Raw genomic sequence first — 13,991 nt, 5'->3', positions numbered from 1 at the left:
GGGGATCAGAATGACGCAATATGTGTACCGCTTCGGCGGTGGTGTTTCGGACGGTGGTGCGGGGGACAAGAATCTGCTCGGCGGCAAGGGTGCGAACCTTGCCGAAATGGCCTCGATCGGGCTGCCGGTGCCGCCGGGCTTCACCATCTCCACGGCGATGTGCACGCGTTATTATGAGGAAGGCGAGACCTTCCCGGAGAGCGTGAAGGCCGAGGTCGCGGGCGGCATCGCGCATATCGCCGCGATCACCGGCAAGCAGTTCGGCGATGCGGGCGATCCGCTGCTCGTCTCGGTCCGCTCGGGCGCGCGGGTGTCGATGCCCGGGATGATGGATACCGTCCTCAATCTCGGCCTCAACGACCAGACCGTGCAGGGCCTGGCCGCGACCAGCGGCGACGATCGCTTCGCCTGGGACAGCTATCGCCGCTTCATCCAGATGTATGCCGATGTGGTGCTGGGCCTCGACCATGGCCGGTTCGAGGAAGCGCTGGAGATCGCCAAGGAAGATCGCGGCTTCACCCTCGATACCGAGCTGTCGGCCACCGATCTCCAGGCGCTGGTCGCCGAATATAAGCGCATCGTCGAGGAGCTGTGGAACAAGCCGTTCCCGCAGGACGTCCACGACCAGCTCTGGGGTGCGATCGGGGCGGTGTTCGGCTCGTGGCAGTCCGAGCGCGCCAAGGTCTATCGCCGGTTGAACGACATTCCGGCCGATTGGGGCACGGCGGTGAACGTGCAGGCGATGGTGTTCGGCAATATGGGCGACACCTCGGCGACGGGGGTGGCCTTCACCCGCGATCCCTCGACCGGCGAGCGCGCTTATTATGGCGAGTTCCTGATCAACGCGCAGGGCGAGGACGTCGTCGCCGGCATCCGCACCCCGCAATATCTGACCAAGACCGCCCGCGAGGCCGCAGGCGCCAAGCCCGCCTCGATGGAAGAGGCGATGCCCGAGGTCTATGGCGAGCTGGCGGCGGTGTTCGACCGGCTCGAAACCCATTACCGCGACATGCAGGACATCGAGTTCACCGTCGAGCGCGCCAAGCTGTGGATGCTGCAGACCCGCAGCGGCAAGCGCACCGCCAAGGCGGCGCTCAAGATCGCGGTCGACATGGCCAATGAGGGGCTGATCACCCGCGAGGAAGCGATCCTGCGCGTCGACCCCGCCGCGCTCGACCAGCTGCTCCACCCGACGCTCGATCCCAAGGCGCCGCGCGACGTGCTGACCAAGGGGCTGCCCGCCAGCCCGGGCGCGGCCTCGGGCTATGCGGTGTTCGACAGCGACACCGCGGAGAAGCGCGCCAATGCCGGCGATGCGGTGATCCTGATCCGCGTCGAGACCAGCCCCGAGGACATTCACGGCATGCACGCGGCGCGCGGCATCCTGACCGCGCGCGGCGGCATGACCAGCCATGCGGCGGTCGTCGCGCGCGGCATGGGCCGCCCGTGCGTCTCCGGCGCGGGAAGCCTGTCGATCAACGCGCGCGACAAGGTGATGCGCGTCGGCGGCCGTGAGGTCCGCGAGGGCGACATGGTGACGATCGACGGCGCCACCGGCGAGGTGATGGCCGGTCAGGTGCCGACCGTGCAGCCCGAGCTCTCGGGCGATTTCGGCACGCTGATGGCTTGGGCCGACCAGGTCCGCCGCCTCAAGGTCCGCACCAATGCCGAGACGCCGCTGGACTGCCGCACCGCGCGCGAGTTCGGCGCCGAGGGCATCGGGCTGTGCCGTACCGAGCACATGTTCTTCGAGCAGAGCCGCATCACCGCGGTGCGCCAGATGATCCTCGCCGAGGACGAGGCCGGCCGTCGCGCCGCGCTGGAGAAGCTGCTGCCCGAACAGCGCAGCGACTTCCTCGAAATCTTCGAGGTGATGGCGGGCCTGCCGGTGACGATCCGCCTGCTCGATCCGCCGCTCCACGAATTCCTGCCGCACGAAGAGGCGGAATTCGCCGAGGTCGCGACCGCGGCCGGGGTGGATGTCGACACGCTCAAGCGTCGCGCGGGCGAGCTGCACGAATTCAACCCGATGCTCGGCCATCGCGGCTGTCGTCTGGGTGTGACCTATCCCGAAATCTACGAGATCCAGGCGCGCGCGATCTTCGAGGCGGCGATCGCGGTGGCGGAGAAGTCCGGTGCCGCCCCGGTGCCCGAAGTGATGATCCCGCTGGTCGGCACCAAGCGCGAGCTGGAGCTGATGAAGACGGTGGTCGACAAGGCCGCGCAGGCGGTGTTCGCCGAGAAGGGCCGCACGCTCGACTATCTGGTCGGCACGATGATCGAACTGCCGCGCGCAGCCCTCATGGCGGGCGAGATCGCCGAGGTGGGCGCCTTCTTCTCGTTCGGCACCAACGACCTCACCCAGACCACGCTGGGCGTGAGCCGCGACGACGCCTCGCGCTTCCTGACGACCTATGTCGAGAAGGGCATCTACGCCAAGGATCCGTTCGTCAGCCTCGACGTCGAGGGCGTCGGCCAGTTGATCGCCCTCGCCGCCGAGCGTGGGCGCAAGACCCGGCCCGACATCAAGCTCGGCATCTGCGGCGAGCATGGCGGCGATCCGGCCTCGATCGCGTTCTGCGAGAAGACGGGGCTCGATTATGTCTCGGCTTCGCCCTATCGGGTGCCGATCGCGCGGCTGGCGGCAGCGCAGGCGGCAATTCGAGGGAAGTGATGCTGACAGTGGCGGTAGCGGTAGCGACGGACGATGCAGCGGCCCTCAGCCGCGACCTTCTCGCCAGCCCTACCGCCACCGCCGTGCTGGAACGCCGCTGCGGCGGCCCGATCCGGGCGCACGTGGACCGCGCGGCCCACAAGGACCTGACGCCGGAGCAGCGGACCCGGCTGGGCGTGGGGCCCGACGAGCGGGTATTATATCGCAGCGTCGTGCTCCGCTGCGCGGGCGTGGCCTTCTCGGTTGCCGAGAACTGGTACGTGCCCGCGCGCCTTACCCCGGAAATGAACGCCGCGCTGGAGCAGGGCGATACCCCGTTCGGCGCGGTGATCCGGCCGCTCAAGCCCCATCGCAAGCCGCTGGAGCAGGTGCTGGCGGGCGTCGCGCCGTACGTGCTCCGTCACCGCGCGCTGGTGCTGGACGGCGAGGGCCGGGCGCTGGCGGAAGTGGTGGAGAATTACACGCCGGCCGTGCTGCGCTGATCCGTCTCAAGCCCCTCCCCTGAAGGGGAGGGGCTTGAGATTCATCGCCCCCTAAAACGAGAAACGCCCCCCTTCCTTGCGGAAGAGGGGCGCTTCCGGGGATAGCCCGGGTCGGTCGATCAGAACTTCGCCGTTGCCGACAGGTAGAAGGTGCGACCGGTGCGGCTGGCCATCTGGAAGGTGTCCGCGGTGGTCTGATAGGCGTCTTCGTGGGTGTTGTTCAGGTTGATCACGCCACCCGTGAAGCCCAGCCACTGGTTGGGCGTGAAGCCCAGCGCGAGGTCCATCTGGGTGCGGGCGCGCACCACATGGGTCTCGCCGCCGTTCACGAAGAAGCTGCTCGCCGCATCCTGCTTGTACGAGCTGCGATGGTTGACCGAGAAGCGCACGCTGAACATCTCGTTTTCCCAATAGGGCGTGATGTTGGCGGTGAACTTCGACAGGTCGCGCAGGTTGAAGCCGGTGCCCAGCGCGCTCGCATTGGTATCGACCAGGGTGATGTTGCCGGTGGCGCCGAAGCCCTTGACCGGCAGGATCGCGTCGAAATTCTCCGAAGCGGCGAACTCGACACCCTTGATGTGGATGGTGCGGTTGTCGTTCAGCACGCGGCTGAAGCTATAGTCGCTCTTCAGATCCGCCGACTGGCAGTCCGTCACCACGCCGTTCAGCGCCACGCCGTTATACGAGCTCGGGCAGTAGAACTGGGTGAAGGTGCCGTTCTTCACCGCCTTGTAGAAGCCGGCGATGCTCACCGAATTGCCGCGGCCATGGTAGAATTCCAGGCTGAGGTCGAGCTGGTTGGCGGTCAGCGGCTTGAGGCGCGATTCACCCGCCGAGACGCTGGTAAAGGGACGCTTCTGCTGCGAGACGCCGGTGCTGATGGTATCCGCCATCTGCGTCTGGCTGTTGAGCAGCGGGCGCACCAGCACCTTGGCGGCGGCGAAGCGGGCGACCAGCTTCGGCGTCAGGTCGAGCGCGAAGCTCGCGCTCGGCAGGACGTTGCCGTAATCCTGGACGATATGCTGCAGACCGAGCAGCGCGGCCTCGCTGCCGGTGCCGTCGGTCAGGCTGGCGGTGACGTTCTGGTGGGTATGCTCGTAGCGCACGCCCAGATTGCCGCGCAGTGCCATGCCGCCGACATTGGTGTCGACATTGGCCATCGCATAGACGGACGGCACATAGCGATCGACGCGGTAGGTGCTGGGCCAGTCCGGCACGTCCGGCACGGTGATGCCCTTCGACGCCAGCACGCGCTGCCATTCGGCGGCGTTGGTCGACAGGAACGAATGCGGGATCGACATCGCACCGTCGAGGAAGTTGCTGACCAACTGGCCGGTGGTGCCGAGATCCGGGATGAAGTTGAACTCGGGGAACTTCGCCGGGTCGCTCACGTCGCCGTCACGATCGTGGCGGAAGGCGCGGGTCGAGAAGCTCTCATGATGGTACTTGGCGCCCACCACGACCGACTGGATGCCGTTCCAGCCAAGCTCCTTGGTCACGTCGACCTGTGCGGCCTTGTCCTTGGCGGTCTGGATGTGCGTCGCACCGTCGACGAACGCGAACCAGGTGCGGTTGGCGTTGTTCCACACCGAACCGTCGGTCAGGCTCTGGGTGGTCCACTTGATGTTCTGCGGGTTCGAGATGTCGAGCGTGCCGCCCTGCGCGAACTTCACTTCGTCGATCGAGGCCCACTCGTACAGCGCTGCATTGCCCTTGGTGTAGTGGGCGACCGCGTGGACCTTCCAGCTATCGCCCGGCTGCCAGTTGATGGTGCCGGTATAGGCCTGCGTCTTCAGGTTGCGCAGTTCGGGCTGGGTGTTGTTGTCGACGTTGAAGTTGCTGATGGTGATGTTGTTGGCGATGCCGTTGGCCTTGCCGTTCACCTTGACCGCGCTCGACGCCCAGCGGCCGAAGACGAACTGGCGCGTGGTGTAGCGGGTGTGGTCGCGCGAATATTCGCCCTGGAGCAGCGCTTCGAAATTGTCGCTCGGCTTCCACTGGATCGCGCCGCTGGCCATCAGCTGCTCGGTATCGCGATCGATGCGGCGATAGCGCAGGTTACCCGGCACGCGCACCTCGGGATCGATCACCCCGGCATTGTACCAGTTCTTGATGAAGACATAGTCGCCGCGATCCTTCAGCTTCTGGTAGCTGACATTCGCCATCACGCCCAGCGTGCCGCCGGCGAAGCTGTCGATATAGGCGCCGCTGACCTTGGGCGTCCATTCCTTGCCGCGATAGTCGGAGTTGTAGCCCTTCACCCCGACGATGAAGCGCGGGCCCTTATAGGCGAGCGGCTTTACCGTATCGATGTTGACGGTGCCCGACAGGCCGCCGGTATCCATGTCCGCCGTCGGCGACTTCACCACCTGGATCGCGCTGGCGAGATCGGTCTGGATGATGTCGTAGCGGAAGCCGTCCTTGAAGTCGGCGCTGGCGAAGGTCTGGCCGTTGATCGTGGTGCGGGCATATTGCGCGCCGAGGCCACGGATGCTGATCGTCGAGCCGCGGCCGTTGATGTTCGACATCTGCACGCCGGCGATGCGCTGAATCGCTTCGGTAATATTCTGCGCCGGGAACTTGCCGATATCCTCGGCCGAAATCCCGTCGGTGATGCGGATATCCTTGCGCTTCGCGTCGAGCGCGGAAGCAAGGCTGGAGCGGAAGCCGGTGACGACGATCTCGCCGTCCGCGGCTTGGGCCTGGGGTTCTGCGGGGACAGCGCTGTCCTGCGCATGGGCGGAAGCGCCCAGCGCAATCGCGACAATGCAGCCGGCAGAGAGGAGAACCAATTTCGTACCAGCGCGCGCAGTGCGCGGACTATCGTGCTTCAGCATATACCACCCCTTATGACGACAACGGCCCTGCGGCGGGTCCGATCAACCGGGTCTTTCGCCCGGATGGGAGTGATTTGTCTTATCGGCCTGACCAATTGTCAAGCCACTGTAGGACAAGGGCATGACCTATATGAGACAATCGGATGAAGCCAGGCCATACCTCTGCAGCGAGGTGGATGCCTAAAATAGGAGGATATCAACGGTTTGCGGAAGGTGTGCAAGCATCGCACCCGCGTCGTTGACGACACAGGTGCGAGTTGAATTTTACATGTAAAATTACGAGTCGACACTCCGAGGATGAAGCGAAGATGTCGTCGATGCGTTGTCAGGCCACCCGGCCGAAGCGCCGCTCATGCTCTTCGGCACGCCCGCTGCGCAGCAGCGCGGCCTGTTCGCGCCACTGTTCGTCGACGATGGTGCCCCGCGGCACGCCGAGTCGTTCCTCCAGCGGCAGCTCATCTTCGGGTGGGAGATTCTCGATATCGCGAAACAGCTGGATGCCGAGCTGGTTGAGCTGGCGCTCGCGATGCTCATCGATGCCGCGGATCCTGCAGAGCAGGTCGGTGCCGCCATAGAACCAGCTGCGCATCGCCGTTTCCCGCCGCGAGGGCGTGGGATCGGCCACCGGATGTTCGGCAATGCTGCGATCGGCGATGCTGCGCTCCAGCCGCATATGGGCGGCTTCGAGCTCCCGGATGCGGGCATTGGCGGCGTCCAGCTCGTTTTGCGTGGCCTGGTGGCGATCCTGCTCCTGCGCATATTGCTCGCGCCAGCGGCGGCCGGTCGCGCTGGTCGCCATTCCGAGCAGCCAGCCCGCGAGCAGGGCGAGCGCAAGCGCGATGAACTGGATCGGCGTCGTAAAAGGCAGCTCGTTCATGGTTCTGGCTCCGGCAACCCGGCGAGAACCGGCGAGCTTGGGCGGGGTTCCCGCAGCCCGCCTCAGCGCAGCAGCGTATCGTGGATCGAGCAGGCGGCGGGCCCCAGAATCACGATGAACAGTACCGGCAGGATGAACAGGATCAACGGCACCGTCATGATGGCGGGCAGGCGCGCGGCCTTTTCCTCCGCCCGCATCATCCGTTCGTGGCGGAACTCCGCGGCCAGCACGCGCAGCGACGAGGCGAGGGGGGTGCCGTACTTCTCCGTCTGGATCATGGTCGTCGCCACGCCGCGGATCGATTCGAGGCCGATGCGGTTAGCCAGATTCTCGAAGGCCTGGCGGCGATCGGCAAGGAAGCCGAGTTCGATCGCCGTGAGCGAGAATTCCTCGCCCAACTCGCCATAGGCGCGTCCGAGCTCCTTGGCGACGCGGGCAAAGGCGGCGTCCACGGTGAGGCCGGCTTCGGCGCAGATCACCAGCAGGTCGAGCGCATCGGGAAGCGCCTGGCGGATCGCATGGCTGCGCGTGCGGATACGGCTGTCGAGATAGAGATCGGCGGCCTTGTAGCTGAGGATCAGCGTGCCGGCGGCGAGCATATAGGCTTTCACGGGCGACCAATGCGCCAGCGCTTCGGTGCCATAGACCAGATAGAGGATCGGGCCGCCGATCAGGATCGGCAGCGCGAGCCGCGCGAAAATGACGATCACGGCGACTTCGCGGCGGCGGATTCCGGCGCGCAACAGCTTCAGCCGCACTTGTTCGAGTTGCTCTTCCTGCAGCACGCGTGCCCAGGACAGCAGCGCGCGGATGCGATCGGTCATGTCGCTGCGCCGGACGAGGCTGGCACGCCGTTTCGACGCGGGGACGACGATCCCCGCTTTCAGCTCTTCGCGCCGCTGGTTGAGAAGGCGTATGCGCCGCGCCATCGGATCCGGGGCGAGAAAGGCGGCATGCAGCGCGACCAGCAGCGCGGCGACGGCGATGAAGGTCAGGATCGCGGCAGCCCAGCCGGGATCGATGCCGAGTTTCAAGAGGATGGCTGCGTCCATCGACTCAGATCTCGAACCGGACCATATGAGCCATGATCAGCGCGCCGATCGCCATCCATACCAGCGCGCAGATGCCCGCCAGCATCAGCCGGGAATCGGTGAAGAACTGTACCATATAGCCATTGTTGATCGACCATATCAGCGCGAAGACGATGAACGGCAGCGCGCCGACGATCATCGCCGAGGCCCTGCCTTCCGACGACATCGCCTTGATCTTCAGCCGCATCTGCGCCCGCTTGCGCAGCACATCGGCCAGGTTCGACAGCGTTTCGGCCAGGTTGCCGCCGGTTTCGCGCTGGATGGCGATGGTGATGGTGAAGAAGCGGAATTCCGGCGTGTCGAGCCGGTCCGCGCTGTCTTGCAACGCGGCATCGAGGGTGCGGCCGATCTTGATCTTGTCGCCGATCGCACGGAATTCTTCACCCACCGGGCCGTCGATTTCCTGGCCGACCACGGCCATGGTTTCGGCCACGGGGAGGCCCGAACGGAGCCCGCGCACCAGCAGATCGATGGCGTCGGGGAAGCGTGCGGTGAAGCGGGCGCTGCGCCGGGTAATGTAGATGCCCACCACCGCGCGCGGCACCGTCAGCCCAGCCAGAACCGCAAGCGCCAGTGCCGTCACCCATTCGGCGCCCGCGAACGCCAGCAGCAGCGCCACGACCAGCACCACGATCAGCGTTGCCCCACCATATTGGCCGATCGTCCAGCCCTTTCCGGTTCGGTCCAGGCGCTTGTTCAATTGGCTGCGGTTGGGCAGCATCGTTCCGGCCAGGCGATCCCAGCCTGTGGCGCGCGCGGTGGAAATGCCGCGGAGCTGCCGTTCCTCGCCTTCCGGCGCGTCCGCGCCGATAAGGTGCCGATCGCGCAGCGACGATAACCGGCGGGCGCTCGCGCGCCCTGCCGAGGGGCCGGAGAAGGCCAGCAGCATCAGCACCAGCGCGGTCGAGGCGCCGACGACGACGAGGAATGCGGGCAGGAGCACCATCCGCTTCCGTCAACTCCGGCGCTGGCCGAGCAGTGCCTTCAGCCCGGCGAGCCTGCCGAGCAGCGACGTACCCGCCACGGGTTTTGGCGCCGCCGGCTCCACCACCGCCGCATCGCCGATTGCGACGATCCGTTTCGCCAGATCGGTCAGCGCCGCCATGCTGCGATGGCCCTTGGCCATTTCCGCGATCGGTTTTCCAAGCTTGGCCGCCTGCGCGGCGATCCGCGGTTCGAAGGGCAGCACCAGGTCGAGCGCCTGTTCGATCGATCCTTCGAAATCCTTGCGGCTGATCTCGAGCGCGGCCGCAGACGGCACCTTGTTGGCGATGACGAGTACCTGCGTCTCCGGTGCGTTGGTCTTCAACCAGCTCAGGATCCGGATCGCATCGCGCGCGGACGCTAGGGTCAGCTCGGTCACCAGCACGGCGACCTGGACGTCGGCGATCAGGTGCGGGTGCTGGACCAGCATCTGGCGCGGCAGATCGACGACGGTGCAGTCGAACGCGCTCCGCATCTCCTCCTGCAACTGGTAGAAGACGGCGCCGTCGCCCATCATCGGCGCGTCGATCGGCGCTTCGGCGGAGAGGACCGCCAGTCGTTCCGAGGCGCGCACCATCGCGCGTTCGATGAACAGTCCGTCGATGCGGCTGGGATTTTCGATCGCATCGGTAAGCCCGCGTCCGGGTTCCAGATCGAGCGCGAGCGCGCCGGTGCCGAAATGAACGTCCAGATCGAGCAGCGCCGTGGTGCGGCTCTGGCGTTCGCTGATCAGCCAGGCAAGCGAGGTGGCGGTGCTGGTCGCGCCCACGCCGCCGCGCGCGCCGATCACCGCGACGGCACAATGTGGCCGGCCGTCCTGCGCTTCCCGAACATCCGGGCCGTAGAGGCTGGCCTGTGCGTTCAGAAAGGCATCGCGCAGCATCTCCGGGTGGATTGGCTTCAGCAGATAATCCTGGATGCTGCTGGCAAGCAGTGCGCGATAGAGGCGGACATCGTTCACCTGGCCAGCGGTGATCACCACCGTGCCGGGTTCGCAGACTTCGGCCAGCGCGTGGATGTCGGCCAGGGCATCGCTCGATTCCGAAAGGTCGACGAACAGGATGTTCGGGCTGGCGGAGACGGCAAGGGTCTGCACCGCATCGCGTAGGCTGCCGCGCACCACTTTTTCGGGCGACCAGCCAAGCTCTATTGCGATCGGCCGCATCAGATCCGCGGTCGCCTCGTCGCAGACGAACGCTGCAAAGGGCTCGCGGGTGCCGGTCCGGCCAGGGTTGAACGGCAGGTTCACCGTGGCGTCGCCCCTGCCGGTTCGGCCTTTACGGCGGTCCCGCCGGCGCCGGTGGGGGCTGCGGCCCGATAGGCGCCGATCGCCTTGGCGGCGGTGGCGGGATCGGCGATGGGGGCAGCGGGGGAGCCGCGCACCAGGTCCGCCGGATCGGCGACCATCGCCGCCAGGTTGCTGTTGGTGGCGCAGCCGAAGTTCGAGCTGGTGCTGGCGTCCGCCGTCACCATCGAGGGATGCGAATAATCCGGGCAGCCGGGAACGCTGGCGCTCGACCGCGAGACGACGACACGCAGGCGGCCGGGGACGAGTGCACCTTCCGTAGCCGGAGCGCGATCGGCGAGCATCAGGCCGTAGCGGCTCGCCAGCGCCGCCACGTCGCCGCGCGCGATATTGCCTTGCGCGCCATCGTCGATGGCGATGCGATCGCCGTACCGGAGGTCCAGCGCCGCCATCCAGTCCGCCAGCCGCTGCGCTTCGCCGGCGGCGAGGGCGCCCGATTCCACTCGCAGATCGATGGCGAGGGTCTGTCGGGTAACGATCGGCTGATGCACCGATTCGAGCCCGCCATTATAGCCGCTGCACCCTGCGAGCAGGAGCGCGGGAGCGGCGAAGAGCGAGCGGGGGATGCGCGGGAACAAGCGGAGACTCCTCATGCGCGGCGATCAGAAGCTGAAACCGGGCGTCGGTGGGGCGCCCTTCGGTTTTCGGGAGGGCGCCGGTGGCGGCGAGGCGGCGGGGGCCATCTGCGGTCTGGGCGCAGCGTCGCGGTTCGCGCCGGCGAGCTTGCCCAGGAACAGCCGGTCGAAATCGTTCGGCGCGCGATAGCCATCGGTGGGCAGCACGATCTGGTTCGCGTTGACCGGGCGGACCAGATAGGGGGTGATCACGATCACCAGCTCGGTTTCGTTGCGCTGAAACCCGTTCGACCGGAACAGGGCACCCAGGATCGGCACGTCGCCCAGGCCCGGAGTCTTGGTAATCGAATTGTTGTGGCTGTTCTGCAGCAGGCCGCCGATCACCATGCTTTCGCCGGACCCCAGCTCCACGGTGGTTTCGCTGCGACGGGTGGTCAGCGCCGGGATGGTGGTGTTGTTCACCGTCACCGCGCCGGACGACGAGAGCTGTGATACCTCCGGCCGCACATGCAGCGCGATGCGGCCATCGGAGAGCACCGTCGGGGTGAAGGCGAGGCTGACGCCATATTGCTTGTATTCCACCGTCGTGGTGCCCAGCGCCTGCGCGATCGGGATCGGGATTTCGCCGCCGGCGAGGAAATTGGCGGTCTCCCCCGACAAGGCGGTGAGGCTTGGCGAGGCCAGCGTGGAGACCTGGCCGATGGTTTCGCCGAAATCGAGGCTGGCGAGCAGATCGGTGCCGAGCATCCGACCGGCCGCGCCGATTATGCTGTTACCGGTGCCGGGGCTGGGGAGCTTATAGATCGTGCCGCCGGGCCCGACGCCGCTCGTGGGATCGACGACCGTGCCGTTGTTGGTGGTGATCGATCCCTGCTTGCCCTGCTGAAAGCCGAACAGGAAGCTGCCATGATCGCGATTGGTGAAGTTGACGTTCAGGTTCTTGACGAAGCTGCGGCTGACTTCGGCGAAACGCACCTGCAACTGCACCTGCAGCGGGGTGGCGGTGCGCAGCCGGTTGACCACGCCGATCTTCAGCGCGGCATTGGGATCGGGATTGAGCAGGCTGGTGACGAGCTGCTGCGCCTGTTCGCTATCCTGTGGCGAGCGGACAGTGCCGTTCAACACGGCGATGCGTCCGACGGTGGTGACGGTGACATCGGCATCGGGCATCGCCGCCTTCATCATCCGATCGATCGATCCGAGATTCTGGCTGACGCGAACGGTGGCCGAATAGACAATTCCGCCGCCAGCGCTGGTGGCGAACACGGTCGCTTCGCCGGCCGTCTTGCCGAACAGGTGGATCTGCCGCGTGCTGGCGACATAGACATCGGCGACGCCGGGGTTCGAGGTCCAGACATTGGCCGCAGCGGCCGGCAGCGTGACGAGTTGGCCCTCGCCGGTCGACAGCGCGACATCGTGTTGCGGACGCTGGCTGCCCGCCGGCAGCGGCGCGGTGCGGACGACCGGGCGGGCCGGTGCGCGCTGCTGGGCGAGTACCGGCCCGGCCGCGAGCGCGACGAGCGCCGCCGCCAGCGTGCCGCGGACGAGAGCCTGCGTACCCATGATCAGTTCTTTCCTCCCACGGGTACCAGGCTGGCATCGTTGCCGCGCACCACACGGACGATGGCACCCATCGGCGCCGCTCGCGGCATCGGCGCGGAGACGGCGGGCGCGGACATCGTCGCGGCGCCGGCGTCGCCCCGGCCGGGGACGGTACTGCGCTGGAACCGCGATACGTCTGCGCCGGTGACGAAGGTTTCGCCGCCTTCCTGCGGCCCTCCGGCGCGGTGGGCGAGCATCGCCTTTTCCTGGCGGGGATCGTCGGACACGTCGATGGCGCCGCTGGCGATCGCTTCTTCCAGGCCGTCCGCCGCATCGGCGATCGAGCGCAGCGACAGCGATAGGGCGCCCACCGTCTGCGCCACCGCGATCTTTTCGGCGATGCGCGGCGTCGCTTCCAGCGTCACGGTCGAATAGCCGTTGACGATCGTATTGCCGCGGCCATCGGTCTGTTTGTCGGTCCGCTGATCGGTGGCGAGGACGCGCAGATTGCGCAGCACGGTTTCCGATGCGCGCAGCGGTGGGCCGTCGCCGCCACCTGCGACTGTCTGGGTCAGGATCAGGTCGACGCGGTCGCCGGGGAACACGAATCCCGCCACGGCACTTTGCGCCGATACCGGCACCGTCACGGCGCGCATTCCCGGGCCGAGCGCGGCGGCGAGGAAACCCCGGTCGCCCGGCTTGACCAGCGCCCCCTGGGGTACCGGCTGGCCGGCGGGAATGGCGAAGCGGACGACCGTCCCCTGCAGACGGGCGAGATCGCTCTGGCCGCGCAGCAGATAGGCGCCTGCAACCAGTTCCTTCGGCCACGGGCGGAACTCGACCGTGCTGGAATCGAGGATCGTTCCGATGGGTAGCGCACGGCGGGCGACCAGCACGTCTATGGTGTTGGCGGGCGCCGCGGGCGGCGCCACCGCAGGAACAGCAACCGCAATGGGCGCGGCCGTGCCGAGGACAAGGCTGCGCGCCAGCAGCGCCGTGACCGCTGCGACGATCAGCGCGCCGGCGATCAGCAATAGCCTCCGTGGATCCATGGTGACATCACGCCTTTTCGTGTCGTTGGCCGCGCCCGGTTTCGGCAGCGTTAAGCATCATCCAAAGCGGTTAAGAATCGGTTCGCGCAGCGCAATCAGCGTCGCTACGACGATCGCCACGCCATAGGGCACCTCGATCGATCGGGGTGGGCGCCGCCGCAGCCGGGCATGAATAAGCATTGCCACCGTCAGCACGCCACCGAGCAGCGCCATCCACACCAGCATCCGCGCCATCGCCAGCAGCGGCAGCCACAATGCCACGGCACCGATCAGCTTCACGTCGCCGCCGCCCATCTGGCCCAGCGCGAAGGCACCGGCGAACAGCGCGAAAGCGCCTGCGGCACATCCGATCTGGATGCCGATATCGGGCCAGAGCGGCAGTCCCTGTGCCCACCACCAGGCGGGGGCAAGCAGGGCGATGGCTGCATTCCGGCCATTGCCGATCTCGCGCGTCGTCACGTCCTGCACCCCCGCGGCGAGCAGGAGGAGCACCAGCGTGCCGAGCAGAACTGCGGAGAAGATCGCCCCCATAGCCCGCAAGTGGCTAGACGGACGGGCTTACGAAACCGTA

Annotated in this window: 11 protein-coding genes; 2 read left to right on the top strand and 9 right to left on the bottom strand. The window is 66.8% G+C overall.

Annotated features, from left to right (window positions below; translation table 11 throughout):
• Nucleotides 1–10: 10 nt before the first annotated feature.
• Complete coding sequence (ppdK, locus tag DD559_RS09830; protein WP_116469017.1) at nt 11–2,674, top strand: pyruvate, phosphate dikinase; 2,664 nt, start codon at nt 11–13, stop codon at nt 2,672–2,674.
• Nucleotides 2,674–3,156: a chorismate--pyruvate lyase family protein gene (locus DD559_RS09825; protein WP_116469016.1), complete on the top strand. Its 483-nt coding sequence runs from the start codon at nt 2,674–2,676 to the stop codon at nt 3,154–3,156. The genes ppdK and DD559_RS09825 overlap by 1 nt, the downstream gene beginning before the upstream one ends.
• A 119-nt stretch (nt 3,157–3,275) precedes the next feature.
• Here DD559_RS09825 and DD559_RS09820 read toward each other — a convergent pair whose 3' ends face one another.
• The 9 genes from DD559_RS09820 to DD559_RS09780 all read right to left on the bottom strand — a co-directional run bounded on the left by DD559_RS09820 (nt 3,276) and on the right by DD559_RS09780 (nt 13,951).
• Nucleotides 3,276–5,993, bottom strand: a complete 2,718-nt coding sequence (locus tag DD559_RS09820; RefSeq protein ID WP_116469015.1) for a TonB-dependent receptor — start codon at nt 5,991–5,993, stop codon at nt 3,276–3,278.
• Between the two features lie 325 nt (nt 5,994–6,318).
• Nucleotides 6,319–6,870, bottom strand: a complete 552-nt coding sequence (locus tag DD559_RS09815) for a helix-hairpin-helix domain-containing protein (RefSeq protein ID WP_116469014.1) — start codon at nt 6,868–6,870, stop codon at nt 6,319–6,321.
• A gap of 62 nt (nt 6,871–6,932) precedes the next feature.
• Nucleotides 6,933–7,922, bottom strand: a complete 990-nt coding sequence (locus tag DD559_RS09810; RefSeq protein ID WP_116469013.1) for a type II secretion system F family protein — start codon at nt 7,920–7,922, stop codon at nt 6,933–6,935.
• Nucleotides 7,923–7,926: 4 nt separating this feature from the next.
• Nucleotides 7,927–8,907 carry a type II secretion system F family protein gene (locus DD559_RS09805; protein WP_116469012.1) on the bottom strand — a complete coding sequence of 327 codons (981 nt, stop codon included), beginning with the start codon at nt 8,905–8,907 and terminating at the stop codon, nt 7,927–7,929.
• Between the two features lie 9 nt (nt 8,908–8,916).
• Nucleotides 8,917–10,194 (bottom strand): CpaE/TadZ family protein, encoded by a 1,278-nt coding sequence (locus DD559_RS09800; protein WP_116469011.1) that lies wholly within the window; start codon nt 10,192–10,194, stop codon nt 8,917–8,919.
• Nucleotides 10,191–10,829 carry a CpaD family pilus assembly lipoprotein gene (locus DD559_RS09795; RefSeq protein WP_240610203.1) on the bottom strand — a complete coding sequence of 213 codons (639 nt, stop codon included), beginning with the start codon at nt 10,827–10,829 and terminating at the stop codon, nt 10,191–10,193. The genes DD559_RS09800 and DD559_RS09795 overlap by 4 nt, the downstream gene beginning before the upstream one ends.
• Nucleotides 10,830–10,853: 24 nt before the next feature.
• A complete protein-coding gene (locus tag DD559_RS09790) occupies nt 10,854–12,389 on the bottom strand; it encodes a type II and III secretion system protein family protein (RefSeq protein WP_116469009.1) in 1,536 nt (511 codons plus the stop codon).
• A 2-nt stretch (nt 12,390–12,391) separates the two neighbouring features.
• Nucleotides 12,392–13,420 carry a Flp pilus assembly protein CpaB gene (cpaB, locus tag DD559_RS09785; protein WP_116469008.1) on the bottom strand — a complete coding sequence of 343 codons (1,029 nt, stop codon included), beginning with the start codon at nt 13,418–13,420 and terminating at the stop codon, nt 12,392–12,394.
• A 57-nt stretch (nt 13,421–13,477) separates the two neighbouring features.
• Nucleotides 13,478–13,951 (bottom strand): A24 family peptidase, encoded by a 474-nt coding sequence (locus tag DD559_RS09780; protein ID WP_116469007.1) that lies wholly within the window; start codon nt 13,949–13,951, stop codon nt 13,478–13,480.
• Nucleotides 13,952–13,991 lie beyond the last annotated feature (40 nt).

It is taken from the genome of Sphingomonas pokkalii, assembly GCF_003096275.1.
In the GTDB taxonomy this organism is placed as follows: Bacteria; Pseudomonadota; Alphaproteobacteria; order Sphingomonadales; family Sphingomonadaceae; genus Sphingomonas; species Sphingomonas pokkalii.
The sequence above is the reverse complement of the archived record's forward strand: the minus strand, read 5'-3'. Positions and strand labels throughout refer to the sequence as shown.

Bases quoted from the DNA above. Each gene is read 5' to 3' on its own strand.
- DD559_RS09780 (WP_116469007.1), bottom strand. From the start codon at position 13,951: ATGGGGGCGATCTTCTCCGCAGTTCTGCTCGGCACGCTGGTGCTCCTC.
- DD559_RS09810 (WP_116469013.1), bottom strand. From the start codon at position 7,922: ATGGACGCAGCCATCCTCTTGAAACTCGGCATCGATCCCGGCTGGGCT.
- DD559_RS09805 (WP_116469012.1), bottom strand. From the start codon at position 8,907: ATGGTGCTCCTGCCCGCATTCCTCGTCGTCGTCGGCGCCTCGACCGCG.
- cpaB (WP_116469008.1), bottom strand. From the start codon at position 13,420: ATGGATCCACGGAGGCTATTGCTGATCGCCGGCGCGCTGATCGTCGCA.
- ppdK (WP_116469017.1), top strand. From the start codon at position 11: ATGACGCAATATGTGTACCGCTTCGGCGGTGGTGTTTCGGACGGTGGT.
- DD559_RS09820 (WP_116469015.1), bottom strand. From the start codon at position 5,993: ATGCTGAAGCACGATAGTCCGCGCACTGCGCGCGCTGGTACGAAATTG.
- DD559_RS09815 (WP_116469014.1), bottom strand. From the start codon at position 6,870: ATGAACGAGCTGCCTTTTACGACGCCGATCCAGTTCATCGCGCTTGCG.
- DD559_RS09825 (WP_116469016.1), top strand. From the start codon at position 2,674: ATGCTGACAGTGGCGGTAGCGGTAGCGACGGACGATGCAGCGGCCCTC.
- DD559_RS09790 (WP_116469009.1), bottom strand. From the start codon at position 12,389: ATGGGTACGCAGGCTCTCGTCCGCGGCACGCTGGCGGCGGCGCTCGTC.